Origin of the sequence: Flavobacterium faecale (genome assembly GCF_003076455.1) — a bacterium.
In the GTDB taxonomy this organism is placed as follows: domain Bacteria; phylum Bacteroidota; class Bacteroidia; order Flavobacteriales; family Flavobacteriaceae; genus Flavobacterium; species Flavobacterium faecale.
On sequence record NZ_CP020918.1, the window covers coordinates 1,437,344 to 1,454,038 of the forward strand.

Annotated in this window: 19 protein-coding genes; 9 read left to right on the forward strand and 10 right to left on the reverse strand. The window is 36.2% G+C overall.

Features of this window, described 5'->3' with window-relative positions; all coding sequences use genetic code 11:
* Positions 1-138 precede the first annotated feature (138 nt).
* Positions 139-492, forward strand: a complete 354-nt coding sequence (locus tag FFWV33_RS06245) for a hypothetical protein (protein ID WP_108740111.1) — start codon at positions 139-141, stop codon at positions 490-492.
* On the opposite strand, the gene FFWV33_RS06250 is transcribed toward FFWV33_RS06245, so the two are convergent.
* Complete coding sequence (locus FFWV33_RS06250; RefSeq protein WP_108740112.1) at positions 489-2,240, reverse strand: ABC transporter ATP-binding protein; 1,752 nt, start codon at positions 2,238-2,240, stop codon at positions 489-491. The two genes, FFWV33_RS06245 and FFWV33_RS06250, sit on opposite strands and share 4 nt — an antisense overlap.
* A 124-nt stretch (positions 2,241-2,364) precedes the next feature.
* Here FFWV33_RS06250 and FFWV33_RS06255 point away from each other — a divergent pair, with 124 nt between their 5' ends.
* From FFWV33_RS06255 to FFWV33_RS06265, 3 genes are all read left to right on the forward strand, one after another.
* The gene (locus FFWV33_RS06255; RefSeq protein WP_108740113.1) at positions 2,365-2,652 is read left to right on the forward strand and encodes an ArsR/SmtB family transcription factor; all 288 of its coding nucleotides are present in this window, start codon (positions 2,365-2,367) and stop codon (positions 2,650-2,652) included.
* A 70-nt stretch (positions 2,653-2,722) separates the two neighbouring features.
* Positions 2,723-2,935: a hypothetical protein gene (locus FFWV33_RS06260; RefSeq protein WP_108740114.1), complete on the forward strand. Its 213-nt coding sequence runs from the start codon at positions 2,723-2,725 to the stop codon at positions 2,933-2,935.
* 84 nt (positions 2,936-3,019) lie between these two features.
* Positions 3,020-3,247, forward strand: coding sequence for a hypothetical protein (locus FFWV33_RS06265; protein ID WP_108740115.1), 228 nt, complete (start codon positions 3,020-3,022; stop codon positions 3,245-3,247).
* Between the two features lie 171 nt (positions 3,248-3,418).
* On the opposite strand, the gene FFWV33_RS06270 is transcribed toward FFWV33_RS06265, so the two are convergent.
* The 8 genes from FFWV33_RS06270 to FFWV33_RS06305 form a co-directional block, all read right to left on the reverse strand.
* Positions 3,419-4,153 carry a hypothetical protein gene (locus FFWV33_RS06270; protein WP_108740116.1) on the reverse strand — a complete coding sequence of 245 codons (735 nt, stop codon included), beginning with the start codon at positions 4,151-4,153 and terminating at the stop codon, positions 3,419-3,421.
* A 149-nt stretch (positions 4,154-4,302) separates the two neighbouring features.
* Complete coding sequence (locus tag FFWV33_RS06275) at positions 4,303-4,764, reverse strand: YHS domain-containing (seleno)protein (RefSeq protein ID WP_108740117.1); 462 nt, start codon at positions 4,762-4,764, stop codon at positions 4,303-4,305.
* A gap of 55 nt (positions 4,765-4,819) precedes the next feature.
* Positions 4,820-5,248 carry an OsmC family protein gene (locus FFWV33_RS06280; RefSeq protein WP_108740118.1) on the reverse strand — a complete coding sequence of 143 codons (429 nt, stop codon included), beginning with the start codon at positions 5,246-5,248 and terminating at the stop codon, positions 4,820-4,822.
* A gap of 4 nt (positions 5,249-5,252) precedes the next feature.
* Positions 5,253-5,573, reverse strand: coding sequence for a thioredoxin (gene trxA / locus FFWV33_RS06285; protein ID WP_108740119.1), 321 nt, complete (start codon positions 5,571-5,573; stop codon positions 5,253-5,255).
* A gap of 30 nt (positions 5,574-5,603) precedes the next feature.
* Positions 5,604-6,137 carry a carboxymuconolactone decarboxylase family protein gene (locus FFWV33_RS06290; protein WP_108740120.1) on the reverse strand — a complete coding sequence of 178 codons (534 nt, stop codon included), beginning with the start codon at positions 6,135-6,137 and terminating at the stop codon, positions 5,604-5,606.
* A 28-nt stretch (positions 6,138-6,165) separates the two neighbouring features.
* Positions 6,166-6,447, reverse strand: coding sequence for a hypothetical protein (locus FFWV33_RS06295; protein WP_108740121.1), 282 nt, complete (start codon positions 6,445-6,447; stop codon positions 6,166-6,168).
* A 556-nt stretch (positions 6,448-7,003) separates the two neighbouring features.
* Entirely contained in the window at positions 7,004-7,447 is a 444-nt protein-coding gene (locus FFWV33_RS06300; RefSeq protein ID WP_108740122.1) for a nucleoside deaminase, read from the reverse strand.
* A 32-nt stretch (positions 7,448-7,479) separates the two neighbouring features.
* Entirely contained in the window at positions 7,480-8,580 is a 1,101-nt protein-coding gene (locus FFWV33_RS06305) for a Fic family protein (protein ID WP_108740123.1), read from the reverse strand.
* A gap of 181 nt (positions 8,581-8,761) precedes the next feature.
* On the opposite strand from FFWV33_RS06305, the gene FFWV33_RS06310 reads away from it, so the two are divergent.
* Positions 8,762-10,549: a 1-deoxy-D-xylulose-5-phosphate synthase gene (locus tag FFWV33_RS06310; protein ID WP_108740124.1), complete on the forward strand. Its 1,788-nt coding sequence runs from the start codon at positions 8,762-8,764 to the stop codon at positions 10,547-10,549.
* A gap of 29 nt (positions 10,550-10,578) precedes the next feature.
* On the forward strand, positions 10,579-11,538 hold the full coding sequence (locus FFWV33_RS06315; protein WP_108740125.1) for a DUF3078 domain-containing protein: 960 nt from the start codon (positions 10,579-10,581) through the stop codon (positions 11,536-11,538).
* A gap of 166 nt (positions 11,539-11,704) precedes the next feature.
* On the opposite strand, the gene FFWV33_RS06320 is transcribed toward FFWV33_RS06315, so the two are convergent.
* Entirely contained in the window at positions 11,705-13,051 is a 1,347-nt protein-coding gene (locus tag FFWV33_RS06320) for a deoxyguanosinetriphosphate triphosphohydrolase (RefSeq protein ID WP_108740126.1), read from the reverse strand.
* Positions 13,052-13,194: 143 nt separating this feature from the next.
* Here FFWV33_RS06320 and FFWV33_RS06325 point away from each other — a divergent pair, with 143 nt between their 5' ends.
* From FFWV33_RS06325 to FFWV33_RS06335, 3 genes are all read left to right on the forward strand, one after another.
* Positions 13,195-14,022, forward strand: a complete 828-nt coding sequence (locus FFWV33_RS06325) for an AraC family transcriptional regulator (RefSeq protein WP_108740127.1) — start codon at positions 13,195-13,197, stop codon at positions 14,020-14,022.
* A gap of 108 nt (positions 14,023-14,130) precedes the next feature.
* Complete coding sequence (locus FFWV33_RS06330; protein ID WP_108740128.1) at positions 14,131-15,948, forward strand: glycoside hydrolase family 13 protein; 1,818 nt, start codon at positions 14,131-14,133, stop codon at positions 15,946-15,948.
* 65 nt (positions 15,949-16,013) lie between these two features.
* On the forward strand, positions 16,014-16,694 hold the full coding sequence (locus FFWV33_RS06335) for a glycerophosphodiester phosphodiesterase (RefSeq protein ID WP_108740129.1): 681 nt from the start codon (positions 16,014-16,016) through the stop codon (positions 16,692-16,694).
* Position 16,695 lies beyond the last annotated feature (1 nt).

Consider the following 16,695-nt stretch of genomic DNA (forward strand, 5'->3'; position numbering starts at 1 on the left):
TAGGTGGAGTTGTTTTCGAAATCAATATTACCTAAGATCTATCTAGTCCAAGATTGCAATTTCATAATTCTATACCAAAACAGTATAAAATTGAAGGCTAATCGGTTGTATATCTTTACCATAGTAAAAGATAGGATTATGAAAGCAATTGAATCTATAAAAATAATAATCGAAAATGGTCTGCATTTATTTTATGCAACATGTACCAATGACTTAATCGTGAATTCAAAACAAAGCAGTAATCTTGAAATATTTGTACTGGCGATGTGTATCGAAAGCAACCGAATGTTTCTATCGAATACTACTTTAGCGAAGAGTTTCGAAAAGCATATTATACAAAATAGTCATTCAATTTGGCAGTCTATCAAATTGGTTTACTTTTTTATCTTTATCGAAAGTGATCTAACAAAAAACTATGAGGTAGTTACCAATGACACTTTCGAAACAGAAAGTGCTACGCAAATTGATTACTCTTTTTTAAGACCCAATTAATTTTTTCGTTCACCAATTTGTTGTCTCCACATGGCGTAGTACAAACCTTTTTCGTCTAGCAAATCTTGGTGTTTTCCTTGCTCTATAATTTTTCCTTGTTCCAATACTACAATGGTATCAGCATGCATGATTGTTGACAATCGGTGTGCAATTAATACGGTAATTTGATCTTGTTTAGACGAAATACTTCTAATGGTTTTAGTGATTTCTTCTTCGGTAATCGAATCCAAAGCTGATGTTGCTTCGTCAAATAATAGTAAGTGTGGATTTCGTAACAAAGCTCTTGCAATAGACAAACGCTGTTTTTCTCCTCCAGATACTTTTATTCCGCTTTCACCAATTGTGGTATAAATGCCATTTTCTGCTCGATCCAATAAGTTTTGACAAGCGGCTTTTTTAAGCACGTCATTAATTTCGTCGTCAGTAGCATCTGGTTTTACAAATAATAAATTGTCTTTAATAGTTCCCGAAAACAACTGTGCATCTTGGGTAACAAAACCTAGTTGTTGTCTGATTTCGTTTAAATCTATTTCGTTTGCATTTTTATTATTGTAAAAAATGGCACCATCGGCGGGTTTGTATAGTCCAACAAGCATTTTGACCAAGGTCGTTTTTCCGCTACCAGACGGTCCTACAAAAGCAATGGTTTCTCCTGCTTTGGCTTCAAACGAAATGTCCTTCACGGCATAACTGTTGGCGCTTTGGTGTTTGAACGAAACGTTCTTAAAACTCAAATGGTTGATGGTTCCAATCGTTTTTGGATTTGCGGGAGTTTCTTCAATCCTGGAATTCATCAACGTTCCAAAATTGTCCATAGACGCTTTTGTTTCGTTAAAAGTAGTGATCACATTTCCAAGTTCTTGCAAAGGATTAAATAGAAAGAAAGAGAAAAACATCAAAGTGATTAGATCTCCAGGTTTGATAATATCTTGAAATATAAACATGTAAAGCCCAAATACAAGTGCAGTTCTCATGAAGTGAACCGTAGTTCCTTGTATAAAACTTAGTGAGCGAATGTAACGGACTTTTTTGAGCTCTAATCCTAAGATTTTGACGGTCGTATCATTTAATCGGTTGACTTCTTGATTGGTTAATCCCAAACTTTTTACTAGTTCTATATTACGTAGGGATTCTGTTGTAGCTCCTGCGAGAGAGGTGGTTTCGCTTAAAATTTCTTTAGATATTTTTTTAATTTTCTTACCTAAAAAAGAACTGATTACAGCAATTACAGGAACAGTTGATAAAAATATAGGCCCAAGTAACCAGTGGATGTTAATGGCATACACGACCACAAAAAGGATTCCGATTACCGATTGAAAAACAAGGGAAACAGAAAGGGTGATGAATTTTTCGCAATCAATTTTTACTTTTTGTAACCTCCCCAAAGTTTCTCCGCTTCGTTGGTCTTCAAAATCTTGAAAGGGTAGTTGAAGCGCTTTTTGAATTCCGTCTGTGTACATCTGTGCACCGGTGCGTTGTATGATGATGTTGGTAAAATAGTCTTGAAAGTTTTTTGCAATTCTAGAGACCATTGCGGCACCAAGTGAGAGCGCAAGCCAGCCCAAAACGGCTTTTGTGAAACTCATTTGGTCGTGTTTAAAGTTGGCTACTCCAACACCACATTCGTTCAATAGCTTACCAATAATGATAGAGTCAAACAGGGAAAAACATTGATTTATAGCTGCTAAAAATAAGGCGATGTATAATAATTTTTTGTTGGCTGTGAGGTAAGTATATAAAATCTTCATAATTGCTTGTGTTGGAGTCTATTATTTCTGCTTTTATTTGATGCAGAAAATTGACTAGCGCAAATTTAGAATATAAATATCGAAATAAATCGATATGTTTGAAATTTATTTTTATCTTTGCTGTATGAATATGGAATTAAGTAGTAAACAAGTTGAAAAAATATCCAAAGCCTTGGGTGACTCTTATCGTTTGCAAATAATGAAAATTATTGGTCAAAGTGAAGTAGCTGCACAATGTTGTGATGTTTCGTCTCAGTTTAATCTAGCACAATCAACTATGTCACATCATTTTAAGCAATTAATTGATGCCGACTTATTGATCGCTGATAAGGAAGGACGAAATTTGAAATTTACCGTTAACAAAAGTATTTGTGCGGCTTACGCGAAATATGTTGGTGATTTGAGTGTATAATTTTTTTTTAAATTAAAAACATCGAAAAACTTAGATATTTAAATATTTAAAACAATTAAAAAGAAAGAAGATGATTAAAATATTCGATACAAAATGTACCTTTGGCGCTATTTTTGGTTTTCAAAATGAAGAGAACGCTACCGATGCTACAGATAACAAAGTAGTGTCTAAGCAAAAATCACTGAGTCAATTGGCGTACAAAGCGAGACTAAAATCTGGCTTAGTAACAGTTGATGGAACTACCGAGCCATTTGTGTTTTTTGGTGACGAGTGGTCGCTATAGTATTGATATGTTGTAATATAGCGCTATAATTATCGTTAGGTAATACAAAGCGCATTCAATTATTTAATTTTATACCGAAACAAAATGACCACAAACCTTACTAATTATTTATTCTCAACCAATATCGATTCTGTTTACCAAGAGTTTTGGGTGACTTATGAGTTGATGAATCGCAGTCCAAATGCTATTTTAAATTTCAAAACCGAGCAGAACAATCATTTGATGTCTATCGAAAATTCTAGTATATCATTGTCTGAGCTACAATTGATTTTTATGGAGCATCAAATTAAATACAACCATATTCAATCTTAACGACTGATCTAAGTTAGGTGAAAGTTAGATGGTATAAAGTAACTTGTAAACAATGTTTACAGGTTTTTTTGTTTTAAAAATACAGTGACTATGGCTTATTTTTCAAAGTACTTCCTCAAATAAGAGTACTTCATAACATAAATGGCAGATTCATTTTCGAATACAATACTACTAAAGAGCCGAAAACGGATTTTGACCGTTATTGATTTCTTCAATACTTTGGCCTGTTTTAATGTTTTCCAATGTCAAATTAATAAGTCCTTTGTGGGTAGAGGCAATTTTAAGCGAATTGTTATAGGTATTCCAATCTTCCCAAGTTGTTTCAATTCCGCCTACAGGGATAATGCTTACCCACATGCGCCAGGCTGTAGGGACAAAATTTGCATCGACCAACCAAACGTAAGAATCACCAGGAGTGCTACCGCCAGAGGAATATGTAACCATCAAGGCTTTTTGATTGTCTTGGAGCACAATGCTTCGGGTCGTACCAGGATCTCTTAACTTGAAAGGCGCAATAAGCCAAAAAGAATCATTGTTGAAATAATCATTTGCTTTACTAATAAGTTCCGTTTTTTCTTCTCCTATTATTTCGATATCATTTTCAAACGCAATTCCTTCAAGGGTTGCAGTGTTAAAGACAGCTTTTTTGTCATTCCATTCCACTTGTACCAAATGCTGTTTTTTGTCCCAAAGATATTTATGATCTCCCGCAAATTCAAAAGTCACGGCAGCGGTGCTGTCCCAAGCTTTTTGATTGATGGCGGTTTGTATTTTATCAGTAAAAAGTTCTGCTTCTTGACCAGCGACTCCTTTTGGTAATGGTTTCGAAATAAAGTAGCCATACCCAATGGTACAAAGAATAACAATCAATAGGACTAAGCCCAGTATCTTACCAATTTTTTTCATTATTTTTAGTTTTATCATATTCAAATACTGTACAAATTTAAGTAAATACGAGCAGTAATCACTAGTTATTTTATACAAGAAAGGGTTTTGCTTTTTACGGCAAAACCCTTTCAGAATCAAATTAAATATATAAGTAATCGTGGTATTTATTATTGGATTTTAGACCATTTAGTGTCAATGGTTTTCAAATAAGTAGCTTCGTCTTTGTTCCAGATATCCAAAGTGTTTACTTGGCTTCCGTTAAAATCGCCGTTAAAAAACAAATATAGTTTGTTATCTACTACTTTAAAAGTTTCTGGATTCATTGAAAATTTAGAATCTTTTGCAGCTACACCCCAAGCACAGTATCCAGCACATGCAGGTAAGTATTTTTCAGGATTTGCTTTGAACGCTTTAGCATTTGCTTTCGAAACAAAACGGTATTCTGTTGCTCCAATTTTTTCTACAATTGCTTTGTTTCCTTTTACGGCTTTGTTCACAGTGTGGTATGCCACAACATCATAGCCACCAAGTGCCAATCCGTCTTTGTCGATTGGATCAATTTGAGCCAATGCTGCGTTTGAGAATAAGGAGATGAATGCTACTACTAATGCGATTTTTAAATTTTTCATAATATTTATTTTTTGAAGTTGATTTTTGAAGTTTAAATTTGAAATTTGATTATTTTTAGGCTGTAACAGCTAACTCATTTGTTGCTTGAATGGGTTGAATGTCCCAATTCCCTTCGATCATGCGGTGTACATAACAAGCATCGGCTTGCTTAATCAATTCTGCTTTTTGTTCTTCGCTTAGGTCACCTTCGATTTTGATTTTTCCGGTCACGGTTGTGGACAAAGAGCCATCGGTTCCGCGTTTTACGTTCAGTTCAAATTCACCATCTACATCATCGATGGTCCAATTGTTTTTGCGGGCAATGTAGCGTACGGTTGCTACTTTGCACATTGCCAAACTTGATAAAATCAGATCTTCTGGAGAGAAACCAAGATCAGTTCCTTTGCTCGTCAAAGGTTCGTCACCAGTGATTGAATGCCTTCCGGTTGTGATAAAAGATTGGTAGCCTGTTGGTAAATTCTTGATGTTTATTTTCTTGCCCATTTTCTTAGTTTTTAATAATGTTGTTTAAATGACTTGCTAGAACCGATTTGCTGTGCAATCCGTTTTGTGTCCCTACAATTTCTCCATTTTTAAAGTAAAATAAGGCTGGAATACTGCGTACTTTAAATTGCGCTGCCAACTCAGGATTGGTGTCTACATTGATTTTTGAAATCACTGCTTTGCCTTCAAAATCATTTGACAATTCCTCTAGGGCTGGGTGCAAAGCCTTACAAGGCCCACACCAGTCTGCAAAAAAGTCAACGAGTACGACTTGATTTTCAGTAATAGTTTTTTCGAAATTGGTTTTATCTAAATGTTGTATCATCTTTTCTTAATTTTAAAATTGAAGTATTAATTACAGTTTTGGTGCTATTGGAAAATCAATTGCAAAGCCAGCAAGGTTATGAATGTAGTTGCTAATTACTTTGTCACCCACTACGATTACTACATCGATCATGTTTTCTTCTGTGTAACCTGCGTCAAAAAACGCTGTTTTTACTTCTGCAGTTGCTTTCCCTCTGTTTTCAACCACTGACGCTGTAAATTTCACCAAGGCATCTAATTTTGTATCAAAGGTTGCCGATCCTTTACGTAGTTCAAGCACTTGCTCATCTGTAAAACCATTCATTTTACCTAGCACTGTGTGTGCCGATTGGCAATATTCACAACCATTAATTTGGCTCGTGATCAAGTTGACTACTTCTCTCTCTTTAGCTTTCAAGCTACTTTTTCTGTTTTGCAAAGTCAGGTAATCTCCCAGTGCCGTTTCGCTTTTGGCGTAGTAAGCGTATAAATTAGGAACAAACCCTAATCCTTTTTGTAGGTTGTCAAAAATTGCTTGATTGTTTGCAGATACTTCTTCTCTTGTTGGTACGTTAAATGTTGACATAATGTTTTATTTTTTATTGAATTAATAATTATATAAATAGATTGTTTTCGTCGCAGTAATAATCAGACAGTCCCACTGTGTCACAAAAATGAGCTTGATCTACAGCAATTAATTGCGGTTGTACTTCAGTTGGATTAGCCGTAAAAAATGTTTTGATACTTGCTATAATGTGATGGATTGTTTTCATATTATTTGTTGTTTCTAATTGTTGGTACAAAGGTGCGACGAAAGTAGACCTAGAAGTTAGGTCACATTTCCCGACGAGTTGCCCATTCTTCCTTTTGAGGTGTTTTTGTGAAGTTTTTGCCATTATTTGGGCTCCCGATAGCTATCGGGACTTCGTAATCCCGACGCTTCGGGACGGGTCAGGCTATCACTCCAATCTTTTTTGGGGCGGAAAAAGCCCCAAAAAAGGATTTCCTCCCGAAGCTTCGGGGCTATCCTTCACGCAAAACCCGTTAAGGATAAATATGTGTAGTAAGAGAGAAAGTAGAAAAGAAATAAAAGAGCATCTGCGTAAATCTTTTGAAATCTGCGTGCCAATAGATGGCTAGTTTTGCGTGCTATATTTGCAGTAGTTTACGTGAGCAACTTTGCTGAGACACTTTCAGCGAGACAAACTTTGTGTTGAGAAAGTTGATGAAATCTGTTTTCATCCACTCATTCGCGATAGCGAATCCGTTTTATGTCTGTACTATATAAAAAATCTATTTTTATCCGCGTTTTGCGATAGCGAATCTGTTTAATCCGCGTCCTAAAATCTGCTTTACGCCTTACACGTGTGAATAACTTTGCTGAGGCGCATTCAGCGAGACACATTATATATTGAAGGGAATTTGAGGAAATATTTTATTATCTGAGTCTTATTATTTTCTTCTCTCGGCGAAGAACCTTTTCATTAAGTCGGCAGCTTCGTCGGCAAGAATGCCTCGAACAACAGTAGTTTTAGGATGCAACTGTCCGCCCATTTTCTCAAAACCACGATGCGCATCACTTGCCCCAAAGACAATTTTCGAAATCTGACTCCAATACAAAGCTCCTGCGCACATTTGGCAAGGCTCGAGTGTTACATATAAGGTACAATCTTTTAGATATTTGCCACCCAAAAAATTGGCAGCAGCAGTAATGGCTTGCATTTCGGCATGAGCTGTAACGTCATGCAGTAATTCGGTAAGGTTGTGCGAACGGGCAATAATGCGATCGTCTACAACCACAATAGCACCCACGGGAATTTCACCTTTTTCAAAAGCGGCTTCGGCTTCTTGCAAAGCACGTTTCATAAAGTATTCGTCAGTGAAAGGGTTTATCATCTTGCAAAAGTAGGGTTTTGAAGTTGTTTTTATTACAAAATTAAATCATAACTCCTGTTTCGACCTTCTCCTTTTGGAATCAAAATTCCGTTTTCGGTTAAATCTTGTAAATCTCTGGTTGCAGTAGCTCTGGAGGTTTTGGTGATCGAAATGTATTTTAAAGCCGTCATGCCACCTTTAAAACCAGAAATTCCATTTTCGAACATTTTTAATATTGCTTTCGTTTGTCTTTCGTTCATTTGGTTTTTAAAAGTATCCATAAACTTGGTTTTACTTAGAGTGAATAAAACCGTCTGTTTGGCATTTTGTTGTGATTCCAAAATTAAATTTGAAAAATATAAAATCCAATCTGTAATGATAAGAGTTTGTTGTGCTTCTTTTAGAGACTGATAATATTGCTTTTTATTTTGCTCAATAGTACTCGAAAGACTCATTAAAACAGGCCTATTGAGTGATTCCGAAAGACATTTATCGGCAATCGCTCTTCCTATTCTACCATTTCCATCTTCAAACGGATGAATGCTTTCAAAATACAAATGTGAAATAGCAGTTTTGATTAATGCTTTTTTAATATCCGTCGCTGTTAATTTAAACTCATTGTACCATTCGATAAAAACGCTCATCTCTTCAGGAATTCGGTAGGATGGAGGTGCTTCATAATGAATAATTTCTTTTCCAAAACGACCTGAAACGATTTGCATTGGGGCTTCTCCTTTTCGATAATCACCTGGATTAACATGTTTGGAATATTCCATCAGAATAGCATGCCATTGCTTTATGGTAGATTCAGTCAACTTTTCAGAATACGATTGACGAACGGTTACCATTAATTTTCCAACTCCTTGAGCATTTTTGTCTCGAATGTTCTCAAAAACATCTCTATGACCTAGATTTTTCTTTATAGAAGACATTACATCTTGGCGGCTGAAAAACTCTCCTTCGATTTCAGATGTTTTAATAGCTTCTGAAATCATAAATTGTAAAATGGTTTCTTGTTGAATATCAGTAGATAATGAATCAACAAGTCCTTTTAGTTCTCCTGTTTCTAAAGCAAAAGCAATGCATAACGAATCTAAAACCGAATCGTCAAATGTAAAATTAGGCCAGTTTGGTAGTTGCCAATTGTAGTGCATGAGGTGTTAAATCGAATTATTCGCCTCAAATATAGTTATTTTTTGAGGCAATTAATGATTTTATTCGCCTCAATTTGTACATTTCAATTGTTTTAGGTAATTATTTAGGGTTGGAATTCAATTCTACTTTCAAAAACAAAATTAGATTTAAAACCGTAAATTTGCTTTTTTGATCTCCATAATGAAAAGCAATTTACTAGAACATATCCACAACCCAACCGATTTGCGTCTTTTGACCGAATCACAATTGCCACAATTGGCGCAAGAACTCCGTGATTTTATTATTGGTGTCGTTGCTGTAAAAGAGGGACATTTGGGAGCCAGTTTGGGCGTGGTGGAGTTGACTGTTGCTTTGCACTACGTTTTTAATACCCCCGAAGATTTATTGATTTGGGATGTAGGGCACCAAGCCTACGGCCACAAAATCTTGACCGAAAGAAGAGAATTATTCGATACTAATAGACAATTAGGAGGTATATCGGGTTTTCCAAAAAGAAGCGAAAGTATTTATGATGCCTTTGGTGTGGGACATTCTTCTACATCTATTTCGGCAGCTTTGGGAATGGCAATTGCCTCCAACCTCAAAGGCGAATTCGACAAACAACACATTGCAGTAATCGGAGATGCGTCTATCGCATCCGGAATGGCGTTTGAAGGTCTGAATCATGCAGGAGTTACCGATGCCAATTTATTAGTAATTCTAAACGACAACGCCATCGGAATTGACCCTAGCGTAGGAGCGTTAAAAAATTATTTGACTGCCGTAAAAACCGGAAAAAATCACCGTCAGAATAACATGATCAAATCGTTGAATTTTGATTATTCGGGCCCCATTGATGGGAATGATATTTTTGCTGTGGTAAACGAACTTAAGCGTTTGCAAAAAATTAAAGGACCAAAATTTCTACATATAATTACAACCAAAGGCAAAGGGCTTAAACAAGCTGAAGAGGACCAAGTGAAATATCATGCTCCAGGAAAGTTTGATGCTTTGTCAGGTGAAATTCTACTAAAATCTGAGGCAAATTTACCACCAAAATACCAAGATGTATTTGGGCTCACAATTTTGGATTTAGCCAGGATAAATAAAAAAATTATCGGTATTACTCCCGCAATGCCCTCAGGAAGTTCCTTGAAATTTATGATGGAGGCTTTGCCAGAGCGTGCCTTTGATGTTGGTATTGCCGAGCAACATGCGGTTACATTGGCTGCAGGTATGGCGACCCAAGGCATGATCGTATATTGTAATATCTACTCGACTTTTTTACAACGAGCTTATGATCAGGTGATACACGATGTAGCCATTCAAAATTTACCTGTCATCTTTTGTTTGGATAGGGCAGGGTTGGTAGGCGAGGATGGCGCTACACATCACGGTCTGTTTGACGTTGCGTACTTACGCTGCATTCCGAATATGGTGATTTATGCACCTTTGAACGAAATTGATTTACAGAATATATTGTACACGGTACAATTGGGAATTGATTTTCCTATTGCTATACGTTACCCACGTGGACGCGGCGTGACACCTACATGGCAGAAAGAATTTTTTGGTAACTATTCCAAAATTGAAATAGGTCAGTCGAAATGCTTGAAAAAAGGAAATAAGATTGCAGTATTGTCTAATGGAACAATCGGGAAGAATGTTATAGCTGCTTTGCAGGCGCTAGAACAGCCGGATGCATTGGCGCATTATGATTTTTCATTCGTTAAACCTTTAGACGAAAAAGCATTACATGAGATTTTTGTAACTTTCGAAAAAATTATAACAATTGAGGATGGCACAGTAATTGGTGGCTTTGGCGCAGCAGTTTTGGACTTTGGATCAAAACATCAATACAATGTTGCAATTGAAAAATTGGGAGTTCCAGATCAATTTATTGAACAAGGTACTGTAGATGAATTGCAACAAATATGTAAAATAGACGTTAGTAGTTTGAAATCCCTTTTTTTAGGTTTAATAAAATAATAAAGAATAAAAAAAATAAAAAGCTCATAATGAAACAGTTTTCAATCCTTTTATTGTGTTTAGTTATAAGTACAAGCATATTTTCTCAAAAAATAATCACCACTTTGGTACCTCCTGCAGGACTCAATGACAGTATTTCACATTGGGAAAAGAAAAATAAAATTACATTTTCGATTTCTGAGATTTTATTTGTGAATTGGAATGCAGGTGGGGTAAGCTCCATTTCTGGATTAATGCGTACACAGTTTAATCGAAATTATAGTAACGAAAATACGCGTTGGGCAAACGAGTTGATTATGCGATATGGTTTGAACAAACAAGACGGAATTGAGCTTCGAAAAACAGAAGACGCTTTTCAATTTAGCTCGACCTTTGGATATCGCGAAAACGAAAAATCACATTGGTATCACAGTGCCAAGTTTAATTTTAACACACAGTTTACTGACGGATTTAAATATCCAAATACTGATATATCTGTTTCTGGACCTTTTGCTCCTGCTTATTCCTTTTTGGGGGTAGGTGCAGAATATGCATCAGATAAAAAAGACCGTTTGTTTTATTTCTCTCCATTTACCTCAAAAGTAACATTTGTTGGAAATCAACGTTTGGCAGATGGCGGATCCTTTGGTGTGCCAAAAGCAATTTATGATGATGAAGGTGTTTTGGTACAGCACGGAAAGAAATTTAAGTCAGAGTTAGGTACCTTAATTACAGCTTACTACAAAAAGCAAATTGCCAAAAATATCAATCTAGAAAATCGCTTGAGTTTATATTCTGACTACATCAATAAATACGGAAATGTAGATATCGATTATGATTTGGTATTAGATTTAGTAGTCAATCAATATGTACGAACCAATATAGGTATCCATGTGGTGTATGATGATGATATAAAATCTAAGGACGAAATTAATGGTGAACAAGTCACTGTTGGGCCAAAAACGCAATTGAAACAAGTTTTGGGTGTGGGTATGACCTATACTTTTTAGAAATTAATTAGGGGTACAAAATATTCTGGTCTAGCCCCAATGGTAGCAAAGTATTCTTTTATCTTGTGGTGACGGGGTGAACCACAAGATAAAAGATACTGCATCCCGAAGTGTCGGGAGCGGGATAACTCGTCATTTGAACCGAAATCGTCATGCTCCTTAAAATCTAAATTCCTTTTTTACCGTTGATTGTGTTGAACAATTCAAGTGCGTTTCCATCTGTTAGTAACGAAATGTAGTGGCAAATGTGTAGCAATCGCTCATATAAGTTTTCCTTATTCAAATGGTGTTTTTCAGGTAATAATTTCATGATCAGCGCATCATAATTGGAGGCGGTACCGTTGTGGTTATTGTCAAAAGCGGTTATGAATTTGTCCAAAAGCGTTTGGATGATTTGGTAGCCAACAATTTCTTTTTCGATTACTTCTCTACTTTGATAAATTTTATCAACACTCAAATTGATAATATCTTGCATTTGCGCTTTGTACTTGCTTTTTTCCATAATCGAATAGGGGAATTCACCTGCCAGGATAGCGTCTTCATTGGCAATAAATACATTGACCGCATCGTTAATCAAGCTACCAATGGCTAATGCACGTAAATAACTTATGCGATCTTCTTTGGTCTCTAGCGTTTTATATTTTGAACTGTCGATGCTGTCTTTTACCAATTTGATAAGGTATTCTAGCGCAAAATCTTCAGATACTAGTCCGAGATTGATTCCGTCTTCAAAGTCGATAATCGTATAACAAATATCATCGGCGGCCTCAACCAAATAAGCTAGAGGATGCCTCTCAAAACCAATGTCATCACCCGATTTGTTGGGAATCATACCAAGATCGGATGCTACTTCTTGAAAAAAATCTTTGTCGGTTTGAAAAAAGCCATATTTTTTGTCGGCTATATTTTTTGTTGGCTTTTTAGGTAAGCTTTCTTTTGGGTATTTGGTAAACGCTCCAAGGGTCGCAAACGAGATGCGTAGACCGCCTTCGATACCTGGACGGCTACCCGTGAGGACTGTGAAACCGTTTGCATTTCCTTCAAAGTCAACTAAATCTTGCCATTGTTTGGCCGTTAGGTTTTCTTTGTATTTCTGCCCGTTTCCTATAGAGAAATATTCTCCAATTGCTTTTTCTCCTGAGTGTCCAAAGGGTGGGTTTCCTATATCATGTGCCAAGGATGCAGCGGCTACAATTGCACCAAAATCGTTCATGTGAAAACCGTGAACTTCTTTGAGGTGTGGGTGTTTTTCAATTACTTTTTTTCCAACCAATCGTCCCAAAGAGCGACCAACTACAGATACTTCCAAACTATGCGTTAAGCGCGTGTGCACAAAATCGGTTTTTGAGAGCGGAATAACTTGTGTTTTATCTTGTAAACTTCTAAAGGCGGCCGAAAAGATAATACGGTCATAATCAACCTCAAAGCCCAATCGGGTGTCGTCTTGTTCAATTCGTAATCGTTTCCCTTTGTCGCCTTGACGTTTTAATGATAGTAATTGTTCCCAGTTCATGCTGTTGTCGAAATAAATTTGGATTGGTTTCAAAGATACTTAAAAGCCCGTAATCCCAATAATTTTGTAAGGAATTCTAAAAGTCTACGACTATATGGTAGATTTGAACTACATTGTATCACTTAATTTATATCCAAAATAAAATGCTATACACCGGCCAGCTTAATGAATTTGTACGATTAGCCGAAATTGACGCCTCTAATTGCGATTTGCTCAAAGAAAAAGTGAGCGAAAGTTTGAGCGTTATTTGGTGCCAAGAGGATATGAAAGTCAATGTTGATGGTAGCGATTATATTTTTCCCGAAAACACGGTTTTATTTCTAACCGAGTACCACAAAGTCACAATTGTATCGGTTACTAAAGCTCGTTTGGTTCGATTTAATCGGGCTTTTTATTGCATTTCTGATCATGATAACGAGGTGGGTTGCAAAGGGATTCTGTTTTTTGGAGCTTCACAATTTCCAAAAATTACGATTCCAGATAACGAAGTTGAAAAATTTGAAGTGCTGTGGAGAATGTTTTCTATCGAAATGGAATCCAAAGATAATCTCCAAAACGATATGCTTCAAATGATGCTCAAACGTTTACTAATTCTCAGTACCCGAATCTATAAAGAGCAAACAGAACTTACTTCTTTCGATAAAAATCAATTGGATATTGTGCGAGAATACAATTATTTGGTCGAAAGCCATTTTAAAACCAAACACCAAGTTGCCGATTATGCAGAGATGTTGAATAAAAGTCCCAAGACACTTTCGAACCTCTTCAAAAAGTACAATGAAAAATCACCTTTACAAATTATTCAAGCTCGATTAGTTCTTGAAGCACGTAGGTTGTTGCATTATTCGGACTTGAGCATCAAAGAAATTGCTTATGAAGTGGGTTATGAAGATATTCAAGCCTTTAGTAAGTTTTTCAAAAAGAACGAGGGCGTTTCGCCTTCAGATTTCAAAAAATCTATTGCTAGTTAAATTTGTGTTGTGTTCTGAATAGGTGATTTAAGAAAAAAGATGCTATATGTAGTTTATCTTTTATAAAGTCGTATTTTTGATTTTAAGTCCATCCTAAGGGCTAACCAAATGATGAATCCAAAGATACAAGCTCCCTTAATTCGAATTGAACCTCCTTTTTGGTATGCAGGAATGCAGGAAAAAGAATTGCAGATTTTGTTCTATGGGGATGCCATTGGTCAGTATTTTATAGAAACATCTGAAAAAGGAATTATTACTAAAGTTACTAAAACAGACAATCCTAGATTTTTGTTTGTAACTATAAATGTAAAATGGGATTATGCCAAGGAGATTATCTTTATTTTTAAACGCAATACCAAAACTGTATTTACTCAAAAATACTGTATCAAACAACGAAGAGAAAACGCAGCAGACCGCAAAGGTTTTGATTCCTCAGATGTTGTTTATCTCATTATGCCCGATCGTTTTTGTAACGGCAATGGGCCAAATGATAATGACAAAACTACTAATGAAAAGTACAATAGAGATTTGCCTGGCGGTAGGCATGGCGGTGATTTAAATGGTATAATTAAAGAGCTTGATTATATAAAAGCCATTGGTGCTACTGCGATTTGGAATACTCCTGTATGCTTGGATGATGAACATGAATTTTCGTATCATACCTACGCACAGTCAGATGTGTATAGGGTTGATCCCCGTTATGGAACCAATGATGATTATGTGCGTTTGTCTGCAGAATTGCACAAGCGAGGCATGAAGTTAATACACGATTATGTGACCAATCATTGGGGTTTGGAGCATTGGTTGGTAAAAGATCTGCCCACTAGAGATTGGATTAATGTTTTTGAAACCTATACTGAAACCAATCACAAACGCACCACAGTTATTGACGTTAATGCCTCAAAAATTGATCGTCAGCAGTGTCTTGAAGGTTGGTTTGTACCTACTATGCCCGACCTGAATATTGCCAATCCTTTGGTGCTGAAGTATCTGACTCAAAATGCAATTTGGTGGATTGAGTATGCTGATTTGGATGGACTTCGAATTGATACCTTTAATTATGCCGAACCTTTGCAGATGGTCAAATGGACCAATGCGATCATGAAAGAGTATCCGAATTTTAATATGGTGGGCGAAATTACACAGCGCAATCATGGTATTTTGGCGTATTGGCAGAAGGATAGTAAAACAGGCGAAATCCATAACTTTAATTCCAATTTGCCTTCATTAATGGATTTTTCACTTTGTGATGCCTTGCAAATGGTTTTTAATGAAGATGACGGAAGTTGGGATAGAGGAATGACACGAATATATGATTCGCTAACATTTGACTTTTTATATCCAAACCCACATAATTTGATGATTTTTGCTGAAAATCATGATTCAAAACGACTGAATTATTGCTACAACAATGACTTAAAAAAATACAAACTTGCAATGGTTGTACTTGCAACTGTGCGCGGAATTCCGCAATTGTATTACGGCTCAGAAATTGGAATGGCGGGTGACCAATATATTGGTGATGCAGATATTCGACAGGATTTTCCTGGGGGATGGGATGGCGACGAAATAAATGCTTTTGATCCGAATCTAAGAACAGAAGAGCAAAAGTCGTATTTTGAATTTACTCGAAAACTTTTTCAATGGCGCAAGACCCGACCTGAAATCCATTTTGGTAAAACAACACATTATATTCCAGAGGATAATATCTACGTTTATTTTCGATACAATGAAGATGATTCTGTAATGGTGATCATCAATAATAATCGTGAAGAACGAACGATTGCTACAAAGCGATTTAATGAAAATCTAGAAAAATACACCACAGGTACTTCTGTATTTACCAACCGATCGACTGACCTAAAAAATGATTTAACGATAAAAGGCAAATCATTTTTGATTTTAGAATTGCATCAAGCGCAATAAAACAATACAAAACCAGTACTGATTCACTTCTATACTTTGCTTACCTTTGTGCCAAATTCAACTTCATGTTAAAAATTGGTCATCGCGGCGCACGTGGATACGAACCCGAAAACACACTAATCAGTTTTCAAAAAGCACTCGATATGGGTGTGGACGGGATAGAGCTTGATGTGCATTTGTCTGCTGACGGATTGGTTGTTGTAATTCATGATGAGACGGTAGATCGCACGACAGATGGATCGGGTTTGGTAAACGAAAAGACCTATGAACAATTGAGTCACTTTCGAATAGAAAAAAATCAAAATATTCCAACACTAAAAGAAGTTTTGGATTTGGTGGATCGAAAGTGTTTTGTTAATATCGAATTGAAAGGAAATGGTACCGCAGCACCCGTTGTAGCAATGATTCAGGAGTATGTACAAGTTCAGAAATGGAGCTATGATGACTTTATTGTGTCAAGTTTTGAGTGGAAAATGCTATCGGAAACAGTTGCTTTAGATTCGAATATTCCTATTGCCGTTTTGACAGAAACTACTATAGCAGCTGCCTTGGATTTTGCTAAAAAAATAAAAGCAAGAGCGATTAATCCTGATTTTATATTGCTGGAGATAGGGACTACAGAACAACTGCAACGAGAAGGTTTTAAGGTATATCCTTGGACAGTGAATGAGATTGAAGACATAAAAACAATACAAAATTACGGTGTGGACGGAATTATTTCTGATTTTCCAGATCGAATACAATAAC